Annotated in this window: 9 protein-coding genes; all 9 read left to right on the forward strand. The window is 43.1% G+C overall.

Annotated features, from left to right (window positions below):
• A partial coding sequence (locus tag ACLOR3_RS03715) for a CAP domain-containing protein (protein WP_412037006.1) occupies positions 1-912 on the forward strand: 912 nt, incomplete at its 5' end.
• 404 nt (positions 913-1316) lie between these two features.
• Positions 1317-2060 carry a DeoR/GlpR family DNA-binding transcription regulator gene (locus ACLOR3_RS03720; RefSeq protein WP_048716102.1) on the forward strand — a complete coding sequence of 248 codons (744 nt, stop codon included), beginning with the start codon at positions 1317-1319 and terminating at the stop codon, positions 2058-2060.
• The gene (pfkB, locus tag ACLOR3_RS03725; RefSeq protein ID WP_129269237.1) at positions 2057-2968 is read left to right on the forward strand and encodes a 1-phosphofructokinase; all 912 of its coding nucleotides are present in this window, start codon (positions 2057-2059) and stop codon (positions 2966-2968) included. The genes ACLOR3_RS03720 and pfkB overlap by 4 nt, the downstream gene beginning before the upstream one ends.
• Entirely contained in the window at positions 2965-4932 is a 1968-nt protein-coding gene (locus tag ACLOR3_RS03730) for a PTS fructose transporter subunit IIABC (protein ID WP_411400369.1), read from the forward strand. The genes pfkB and ACLOR3_RS03730 overlap by 4 nt, the downstream gene beginning before the upstream one ends.
• A gap of 198 nt (positions 4933-5130) precedes the next feature.
• Positions 5131-5505 carry a DUF1149 family protein gene (locus ACLOR3_RS03735; protein ID WP_048788860.1) on the forward strand — a complete coding sequence of 125 codons (375 nt, stop codon included), beginning with the start codon at positions 5131-5133 and terminating at the stop codon, positions 5503-5505.
• A gap of 3 nt (positions 5506-5508) precedes the next feature.
• On the forward strand, positions 5509-6357 hold the full coding sequence (locus ACLOR3_RS03740) for a DegV family protein (RefSeq protein WP_023026856.1): 849 nt from the start codon (positions 5509-5511) through the stop codon (positions 6355-6357).
• Positions 6358-6366: 9 nt separating this feature from the next.
• Positions 6367-7134 (forward strand): 4-hydroxy-tetrahydrodipicolinate reductase, encoded by a 768-nt coding sequence (gene dapB, locus ACLOR3_RS03745; protein ID WP_411400368.1) that lies wholly within the window; start codon positions 6367-6369, stop codon positions 7132-7134.
• Positions 7131-8351, forward strand: a complete 1221-nt coding sequence (locus ACLOR3_RS03750) for a CCA tRNA nucleotidyltransferase (RefSeq protein ID WP_411400367.1) — start codon at positions 7131-7133, stop codon at positions 8349-8351. Before dapB ends, ACLOR3_RS03750 begins: the two co-directional genes overlap by 4 nt.
• Positions 8348-9993 (forward strand): ABC-F family ATP-binding cassette domain-containing protein (locus tag ACLOR3_RS03755; protein ID WP_412037007.1); only part of this gene is annotated, 1646 nt, incomplete at its 3' end. The genes ACLOR3_RS03750 and ACLOR3_RS03755, both read left to right, overlap by 4 nt.

Genomic DNA, 9993 nt, shown 5'->3' on the forward strand with positions numbered 1-9993 from the left:
TGGGCGCCAAATGGTCGTGTACCTAAGCTAGTCTACCCACCTGGTAAGCCTGGATCAGCTGCTTTGCGTAACGATCAGAACTATTACTTTGATGGGACAACTCATTACTACTATGTTCCATCTGATACAGAGGCTACAGGATATTCTGCATACTGGAAGTGGATTGATGGTAAATGGAAACTTCAAGGAATGACAGATCCAAATGACCCTGTCGTCGATCCAAAATTCCATGAAGATGCAAAAGATGACGAGTACGCTTATAGCGATCGTGACTCAAGTGTGAAACTATACTCTACCAATGTAGTAGAAACAGTCAAAGCTGGCCAACCGTTACCGTTCAAAAACGTCGAAGAATTTAAGAACTATGTCATTGAAAAAATGAATCCTAAGTTCGTTGACAACGCTGGTTGGGATTGTAAAGTTGAGTGGGAAATCGAAGACCCTGAACTTTTTGAACAATCAAAAGAAAATCCTTGGGCAAAAGATTATGTCTTGATTGCTAACTTGAAGAGTGGTGTCGACGAAAAAGAATACAAGGATGTTGAATTTGGTTATGTGAAATTCGTCTTCCGTGTGGAAGCGACAGACGATACCAACTATATTTCTTTAGATAAGGCCAAAGAAGCATTTGCTAAAATCAATGAACTAAGAAAAGCTCAAGGCTTGAAAGAGTTGACTTGGTCTGATGATATCTACAACAAGCTTTCTCTTCCAAAGGCAAACCAAATCTCAAGACAATATGATAGCACTGGATTTGTGGCTCGTCGTGAAGAAGACCCAGCAACTGTAGCAACGAAATGGTTCAACAGTGGCTTGCGTGAATTGTTACTAGATCCAAACGCAACTGAAGGAGCTGTAGCAGCAGTTGTAAATGGAGATGGTTACTATTACTGGGCTTATAATTATAAATAATGTTTACTCTGGATAAACATTTCCAGAATGTATACATGACATAAAAGAAGAGAGTGGGACAGAAATCGGTAATTCGTTAGAATTCGATTTCGTTGTCCCACCTCCGCACAGTTGAGTAGGGCTGTAAAAGCTGATGAAATCAGCGTAGTAGAGGCCACTCAACCACTGCGTCTTGCTCGATAATCTAAAGACAATTGAGAGGGCTAGGACTTTTGTCCCAGCCTCTTTTTTGTTCTGTCAAAAACTGATGCAGAGTTTAAGAGTCAAGTAGCTAGATTTAAAGAGAGAACAATGGACATTTTTGGAGAAATTGATAGAAAATGAAAGAAAATGATATTTAGTGCTTGACTTTGAAAGATAAGAGAGTATAATAGTTCTTGTAATCGTTTCCGAAAGGAGGTTATATGTTAAAATCTGAACGAAAACATATCATTTTAGAAAAGGTTATCAAGGAGCGAATCGTCTCTATTGAGGATTTGGTTCAAGAGCTAAACTCTTCAGAATCAACGGTCCGACGTGATTTGGATGAACTGGAAGCTGAGAATAAGCTGAGACGAATTCACGGTGGGGCTGAAAGTCTTCATTCCTTGCAAGAAGAAGAAAGCAATAAAGATAAAGCAATCAAAAACGTGCAAGAAAAATCTGCTATTGCAAAAAAAGCAGCAGAATTGATCAAAGATTTTGAAGTTGTCTTTATCGATGCAGGAACCACCAATGAATTATTAGTCCATGAATTGGCCAATCCAACCGTTACAGTTGTGACCAATTCTATTCACCATGCAGCGAGCTTAGTGGAGAGAGATATTCCGACGGTCATCATCGGTGGGATGGTCAAGACGTCGACTGACGCTAGCATCGGAGGGATGGCCTTGAATCAAATCGGTCAGTTAAGTTTCGATCGTGCTTTTATTGGGATGAATGGCGTCGACCTAGAGTCGTACAGCACACCGGATCTCGAAGAGGGGGCCGTCAAACGGGCCATTTTAGAGAATGCAAAGAATACTTACATTCTTCTAGACTCGTCAAAACTTGGGAGGACATCTTTTGTTAAGGTAGCTCCGGTGAAGAGAGCAACCATCATTACCAATGCTTCAGATACGGAGATCCTTTCTAAATTAAAAGAAAAAACGGAGGTTATTGAGGTTTGATTTATACAGTTACATTAAATCCAGCGATTGATTACATCGTCCGTCTCGATCATGTAGAGACAGGGGCGGTCAACCGGATGGCTTCGGAAGATAAATTCGCCGGTGGTAAGGGAATCAATGTCAGTCGTGTCTTGAAACGTCTCGATATCGAGAACACAGCGACTGGATTTATCGGTGGTTTCACTGGACGCTTCATTGAAGACGTATTGACTAGCGAAGCCATTTCAACCAACTTTGTGACAGTGGACCAAGATACACGGATCAATGTCAAGATCAAGGCCGATGAGGAAACCGAGATCAATGGGAACGGCCCAGAAGTGACGGAAGCTCAGTTGCAAGAATTGCTCAGCATCCTCTCAAGCTTAACAGCGGATGATGTGGTAGTTTTTGCAGGATCTGCTCCATCTTCACTTGGGAATGCCGTTTACAAACAATTGATCGCAGCAACTCGTGCGACAGGTGCTCAAGTGGTTTGTGATTTTGAAGGGCAAACCTTGATTGATTCCTTGGAGTTCAATCCCCAATTGGTCAAACCAAACAACCATGAGTTGGGAGCTATTTTTGGTGTTACCTTGACAGAGTTGCCAGAAATTGAACGTTACGCCAAAGAAATCTTGGCCAAAGGAGCGCAAAACGTCATTATTTCCATGGCGGGTGATGGTGCTCTTCTGGTAAGTCCTAGTGGCACTTACTTCGCAAAACCAATCAAGGGTCAAGTGAAGAACTCTGTCGGGGCTGGAGATTCCATGGTAGCTGGCTTCACTGGGAAGCTCGCAACAACAGGAGATGTCATCGAAGCCTTCAAATGGGGCGTGGCTTGTGGAACAGCGACCACCTTCTCAGATGACTTGGCGACAGCTGACTATATAAAAGAAACTTATGAAAAAGTAGAGGTAGAAAAACTATGAAAATTCAAGACGTTTTAAATAAAAACGTGATGTTGTTTGACCTAAAGGCAACAGATAAAGAGGGTGTGATCAATGAGATGGTCCAATCGCTCGTTGACAATGGTGTGGTGACAGATTTTGACACCTTCAAGGCTGGAATCATGAACCGTGAAGCACAAACTTCAACTGGTTTGGGTGACGGAATTGCTATGCCCCACAGCAAAAATGAAGCTGTTAAAGTAGCAACGGTCTTGTTTGCAAAATCAAACAAGGGTGTGGACTATGCATCACTTGATGGACAACCAACAGACTTGTTCTTCATGATCGCCGCACCAGAAGGTGCAAATGACACTCACTTGGCAGCCCTTGCTGAATTGTCTAAGTACTTGATGAAACCAGGATTTGCGGACAAACTTCGCCAAGCAAGCACTCCTGATCAAGTGATCGCAGCCTTTGATGCAGAAGAGCAAGAAGCTGCAGCTGAAGAAGCGAAAAAAGCAGAAGCAGTCAAAGAAGCAGCTTCATCTGACAAACCGCTCATCGTTGCCGTTACAGCATGTACAACAGGTATCGCCCACACTTACATGGCAGAAGAAGCCCTCATCAAAAAAGGTGAAGAAATGGGTGTTACGGTCCGTGTTGAAACCAACGGTGCATCTGGTGTCGGCAACCGCTTGACAGCTGAAGAAATCGCAAAAGCTGAAGGGGTCATCATTGCTGCAGATAAGGCAGTTGAAACCGCTCGTTTCAATGGCAAAAAATTGATCTCTAAACCAGTCGCAGCTGGTATCCGTCAGACAGAAGAATTGATCCAAACCATCTTGGATGGCAAAGCAGAAGTCTTCCACGCTGAAAATGCTGCACAAGCTAGCGCTAGCCAAGAAAAATTAAGCTTGGGTGGAGCCTTCTACAAACACTTGATGAGTGGGGTTTCTCAAATGCTTCCATTCGTTATCGGTGGTGGTATCTTGATTGCCCTTGCCTTCTTGATTGACCAAATTCTTGGGGTGCCTCAAGATCAATTGTCTCAACTTGGTTCATACCATGAATTAGCAGCTCAATTCAAAACAATCGGTGGTGCGGCCTTTGGCTTCATGCTTCCTGTACTTGCAGGTTACATCGGATTCTCAATCGCTGAAAAACCTGGTTTTGTAGCAGGGTTTATCGCTGGATCTATTGCTAGCTCAGGATCAGCATTTGGTAATATTGCCTACGGCGCTGCTAAAGGTGAGTTGCCAGGAGCAGTATCATCTGGTTTCCTTGGTGCCTTAGTAGGTGGTTTCCTTGCAGGTGGAGTGATTCTTGTTCTTCGTAAAGCTCTAGCAAGTCTTCCACGCTCTCTTGATGGTATCCGTTCAATCCTTCTCTTGCCATTACTTGGTGTTGGTTTGACAGGATTCTTGATGTTCCTCATCAATATTCCAATGGCTGCTATCAATACTGGTCTTAACAACTTCCTTTCAAGCTTGTCAGGTAGCTCAGCTGTCCTTCTTGGACTTCTCGTCGGCGGTATGATGGCTGTTGATATGGGTGGACCAGTTAACAAAGCCGCTTATGTCTTCGCTACAGGTACACTTGCTGAATCTGTTGCTTCAGGTGGTTCTATTGTTATGGCAGCTGTTATGGCAGCTGGTATGGTTCCTCCATTGGCAGTATTCGTAGCAACTGTATTGTTTAAAGATAAATTCACACAAGAAGAACGCGATTCAGGATTGACAAACATTGTTATGGGTCTTTCCTTCATCACAGAAGGTGCCATTCCTTTCGGTGCAGCTGACCCAGCTCGTGCCATCCCTAGCTTCATTGCAGGTTCAGCATTGACAGGTGCCCTTGTTGGTCTTGCAGGCTTGAAACTCATGGCTCCTCACGGAGGAATCTTTGTTATCGCCCTTACATCAAATCCACTTCTTTACATCTTGTTCGTATTGATCGGTGCAGTTGTAAGTGGTATCTTGTTCGGATTGCTTCGCAAACCTAAAAACTAAATATACATAAAAGAGGCTGGGACAAAAGTCCTAGCCTCTCAATTGTCTTTGGATTGTCGAGCAATACGCAGTACTTGAGTGGGCTCTACTTTCTTGTTTTTTTGATAGAAAACAGAGTGAAAAGTCATGGTTCTGCAATAGAATCTTGATTTAATTTATGGTATAATTTTCATAACGCTTATTTTTAGGAGAACAAGTATGGATATTCAACGTGAAAAAGAATTTGTCAGCCAGTATCATTATGATGCTCGTAACTTTGAATGGGAAAAAGAAAATGGTACTCCCGAGACAAAAGTAGACGTCAACTTTCAATTGATTCAACGCGATACAGAGTTAAAGACAACCTCTTTAATCGTTATTTTGACCTATATGATTGTCTTTGATGGCTTTGTCATCAGCGGGACCATTACCCAAATCAACCACATTCACAATCGTTTAGTCAACGAGCCAAGCGAATTCAGCAAAGAAGAAGTAGAAGAATTAGCTCGTCCTTGCTTAAATATGCTGAATCGTTTGACTTATGAAGTTACTGAAATCGCCCTTGATTTACCAGGGATCAATTTGGAGTTTTAATGCATGAAATTAGCAGTCATCACAGATTCTTCTGCCTATCTTTCAGATGAATCAAGAAGACACGATAATTTATTTGTCCTAGATATTCCAGTTGTCATTGATGGAGTATCTTACGTAGAAGGTAAAAACCTGACAGCAGAAGAGTTCTATCAAAAGATGGAATCTTCGTCTGAACTTCCAAAAACTAGTCAACCTAGTATCGCGGAATTAGAAGAACTCTTGGCGCAACTAGAATCAAAAGGCTATACCCATGTTTTAGGAATTTTCCTATCTTCAGGTATTTCTGGTTTCTATCAGAATATCCAGTATTTGAAGGATGAGTTCCCGAACATGACCATCGCTTTCCCAGATTCTAAGATTACCAGTGCCCCACTTGGCTGGATGGCTGAAGAAGCAATCAAATGGGCAGGTGAAGGTCGGTCATTTGATGAAATTCTAGCCAATATCCAGATGCAAATCGATGGGACTTCTGCCTACATCATGGTAGATGATCTCAACCATTTGGTCAAAGGGGGCCGTCTTTCTAATGGAGCTGCGATCCTTGGGAATCTTCTCAGCATTAAGCCGATCCTCTATTTTAACGAGGAAGGTGTGATTGAAGTGTATGAGAAAGTTCGTACAGAGAAAAAAGCAATCAAACGTTTAGCTGAGATTGTCAAAGAAGGAACAGCGGATAAAGACTATCAAATCATTATCATTCACGGGAATGCACTGGATAAAGCGGAAACTCTTCGCGATATTCTTCATCAAGATGGTTTTGCTGGTGAGATTCCATTTGCAACCTTTGGCAGTGTCATTGGTACGCACTTAGGAAATCATAGCGTTGCTATTAGTTTTGTACCGAAAATATAAGGAGAAAACATGCCAATTAAAGTAGTGATTGCAGGTTTTAAAGGTAGAATGGGCCAAGCGGCTTATCACATGGTGCTAGAAGATCCTGAGCTTGAACTAGTTGGCTTGATTGATCCCCATGCGTCTGAGAATGAGTTGGCGGGTGTTCCAGTCTTTCATGACAAGGAAGGCGTTTTGATGCTGGAAGCGGATGTGTGGATTGACTTCACCATCCCTAAAGTTGCCTATGAGCATACCCGCTTTGCTTTGGAGCATGGATTGGCGCCTGTGGTCGGGACTACAGGATTTACAACAGAAGATATCACTGACTTGATTGATTTATCTCGTGAGAAGAATATTGGAGGGCTCATCGCGCCAAACTTTGCCATTGGGGCGGTCTTGCTCATGCAATTTGCAGCGCAGGCAGCTAAGTACTTTCCAAATGTTGAAATCATTGAGTTGCACCACGATAAAAAGAAGGACGCTCCGAGCGGGACTGCTGTGAAGACGGCTGAGCTTATCAGTCAGGTCCGTCAACCGCAAGGGCAAGGTGCGCTGGACGAAGAAGAAAGTCTGCCAGGAGCTCGTGGTGCCAACTACCAAGGGATGCATATCCATTCGGTTCGCTTGCCTGGTCTGGTAGCCCACCAAGAAGTGATTTTCGGTAGTCAAGGAGAAGGATTGACCTTACGCCACGATTCCTATGATCGGGTGTCCTTCATGACAGGGGTTAATCTAGGAGTAAAAGAAGTAGTCAAGCGTCATGAGCTTGTCTATGGTTTAGAACATCTATTATGAGATTAAAAAAACTGCCTTCTGAATTTCAGGAGGCTTTGCCAATATTAGAAAAGATTCGAAAAGCTGGGTATGAAGCTTATTTCGTCGGAGGCTCTGTGCGAGATGCTATTTTAGGTCGTCCAATTCACGATGTAGACATCGCTTCCTCCTCTTACCCAGAAGAGACCAAGGCTATTTTCGAGCGGACCATTGATGTCGGGATTGAACACGGGACGGTCTTAGTATTAGAGAACCATCAGGAATATGAAATTACCACCTTTCGAACAGAGGATGTCTATGTGGATTATCGGAGACCCAGCTCGGTAAGTTTTGTGCGCTCGCTAGAGGAAGATCTTAAGCGCCGAGATTTTACTGTCAACGCCTTTGCTTTGAGTGAAGAAGGGGAAATCATTGATCTGTTCAATGGTATGGAAGATTTGGACAATCGAATTTTAAGAGCTGTTGGAGTGGCAACAGAACGCTTTAATGAGGATGCTCTTCGGATTATGCGTGGATTTCGTTTTCAAGCCAGTCTTGGCTTTGATCTAGAAGAAGAGACCTTTAAAGCTATGACAGATTGCGCCCCCTTGCTAGAAAAGATCTCTGTCGAGCGAGTCTTTATTGAGTTAGATAAGCTTCTCTTAGCCCCTTATTGGCGCAAGGGCTTAGAAGGGCTGATTGCTAGTCATAGCTATCAGTATCTTCCTCTCTTACAGAATAGTCGTTCGTCACTAGAGAAACTTTTCCAACTGAAGATGGACTATAGCTTTACGAGTTCAGAGCAAGCATGGGCTGCCTTACTCTTGACTTTAGATGAGAATAAGGTTTCTGCTTTTTTCAAGAAATGGAAAACGTCTCGTGACTTCGCTAAGAAGGTGGAGCAGTTGGTTGAAATCTACCGCTTACGTGAAAAGGCTCGTTTAAATCGTCGGGACGTCTACCGCTATGATAAGTCTCTGCTCTTATCAGCGGAAGAACTACGTCAGGCTCATGGATTGCCTGTAGATTTCCAAGTCATTGAGGAATTGTATGATTCTCTAGCTATTCATGATAAGCATGAAATTGTAGTCAATGGTGGGTTGTTGATCAAGGAATACGGCTTAAAACCAGGTCCAGCTCTAGGACAAGTGATTTCTGCCATTGAATGGGCCATTGTAGATGGAGAATTAGAGAATGACAAAGAAGCGATTGGAGATTTTTTGAGCGACTATCTTGAATATAAGAAGGGGGAAGCATGAGCGATTTTATCGTTGAAAAACTAACCAAGTCCGTTGGGGACAAAACGGTCTTTAAAGATATTTCTTTCATCATTCATGAGCTGGATCGGATTGGACTAATCGGGGTTAATGGGACAGGGAAAACAACACTTTTAGATGTTTTATCTGGTCGTTCAGGCTATGACGGAGATCGTTCTCCTTTTTCTGCAAAGAATGATTATAAGATTGGCTATCTCACCCAAGAACCTCAATTTGATGATGACAAAACTGTCCTTGATACAGTTTTGTCAGAAGATGTGAAAGAACTCCAATTGATTCGTCAGTATGAACTCTTGACGAGCCAGTATGATGAGAGTCAGCAAGCTAAACTGGAAAAAGTGATGGCAGAGATGGATTCTCTCAATGCATGGGAAATCGAAAGCCAGGTCAAAACAGTTCTGACTAAACTGGGGATTCAAGATCTATCTGCTAAGGTTGGTAGTTTGTCTGGAGGGTTGCGTCGCCGTGTCCAGCTAGCTCAGGTTCTCCTAGGAGACCATGATTTGCTCCTGTTAGATGAACCGACCAACCATTTGGATATTGATACCATCGAATGGTTGACCAATTTTCTTAAAAACTCTAAGAAAACCGTTCTTTTCATCACCCATGACCGTTATTTCTTGGACAATATTTCAACTCGAATTTTTGAACTGGACCGTGCTGGTCTAGTTGAATATCAAGGGAACTACCAAGATTATGTCCGCTTGAAAGCTGAGCAGGACGAGCGAGATGCGGCTCTTCTTCATAAGAAGCAACAACTGTATAAGCAGGAATTGACTTGGATGCGTCGGCAACCGCAGGCGCGTGCTACTAAGCAACAGGCTCGCATCAATCGTTTCCACGACCTCAAAAAGGACCTATCTCACCAGGCCATAGAAACAGATCTAGAAATGTCCTTTGAAACCAGTCGAATCGGTAAGAAAGTCATCGAATTTCAAGATGTCGATTTCGCCTATGATCAAGGACCGATTCTGCAGCGGTTTAATCTATTGGTTCAAAACAAAGATCGGATTGGTATTGTGGGAGATAATGGAGTTGGGAAGTCAACCTTGCTCAACCTCATTGCCGGGAAACTCCAACCACCTGCTGGGAAGGTCATTATTGGAGAAACGGTACGGATTGCCTACTTCTCCCAGCAGATCGAAGGCTTGGACGAAAGCAAGCGGATGATTAACTTCCTGCAAGAAGTGGCGGAAGAAGTCAAGACCAGCGCAGGATCTACCTCAATCGCTGAATTGCTGGAGCAATTTCTCTTCCCTCGTTCGACCCACGGCACCTTGATTGAGAAACTTTCTGGTGGTGAGAAGAAACGCTTGTATCTCTTGAAGCTCCTCATTGAAAAACCAAATGTCTTGCTCTTAGACGAGCCGACCAATGATTTGGATATCGCAACCTTGACAGTGTTAGAGAATTTCCTACAAGGGTTCGGCGGTCCGGTCATTACGGTTAGTCACGACCGTTATTTCCTAGACAAGGTTGCTTCTAAGATTCTAGCTTTTGAAAATGGTAGCATTCGAGAATTCTTTGGGAATTATACGGACTATCTAGATGAGAAAAAGTTTGAGTTAGAAATGGTTGCTGAAAGCAGCAAGCCTGAAAAAGAAAAGGTAGTCAAAGTCCGTGA

Origin of the sequence: Streptococcus intestinihominis (assembly GCF_046824975.1) — a bacterium.
In the GTDB taxonomy this organism is placed as follows: Bacteria; Bacillota; Bacilli; order Lactobacillales; family Streptococcaceae; genus Streptococcus.

Excerpts from the sequence above, each read along its gene's own strand:
- ACLOR3_RS03720 (WP_048716102.1), top strand. The coding sequence starts at position 1,317 with ATGTTAAAATCTGAACGAAAACATATCATTTTAGAAAAGGTTATCAAG.
- ACLOR3_RS03730 (WP_411400369.1), top strand. The coding sequence starts at position 2,965 with ATGAAAATTCAAGACGTTTTAAATAAAAACGTGATGTTGTTTGACCTA.
- ACLOR3_RS03735 (WP_048788860.1), top strand. The coding sequence starts at position 5,131 with ATGGATATTCAACGTGAAAAAGAATTTGTCAGCCAGTATCATTATGAT.
- ACLOR3_RS03740 (WP_023026856.1), top strand. The coding sequence starts at position 5,509 with ATGAAATTAGCAGTCATCACAGATTCTTCTGCCTATCTTTCAGATGAA.
- dapB (WP_411400368.1), top strand. The coding sequence starts at position 6,367 with ATGCCAATTAAAGTAGTGATTGCAGGTTTTAAAGGTAGAATGGGCCAA.
- ACLOR3_RS03750 (WP_411400367.1), top strand. The coding sequence starts at position 7,131 with ATGAGATTAAAAAAACTGCCTTCTGAATTTCAGGAGGCTTTGCCAATA.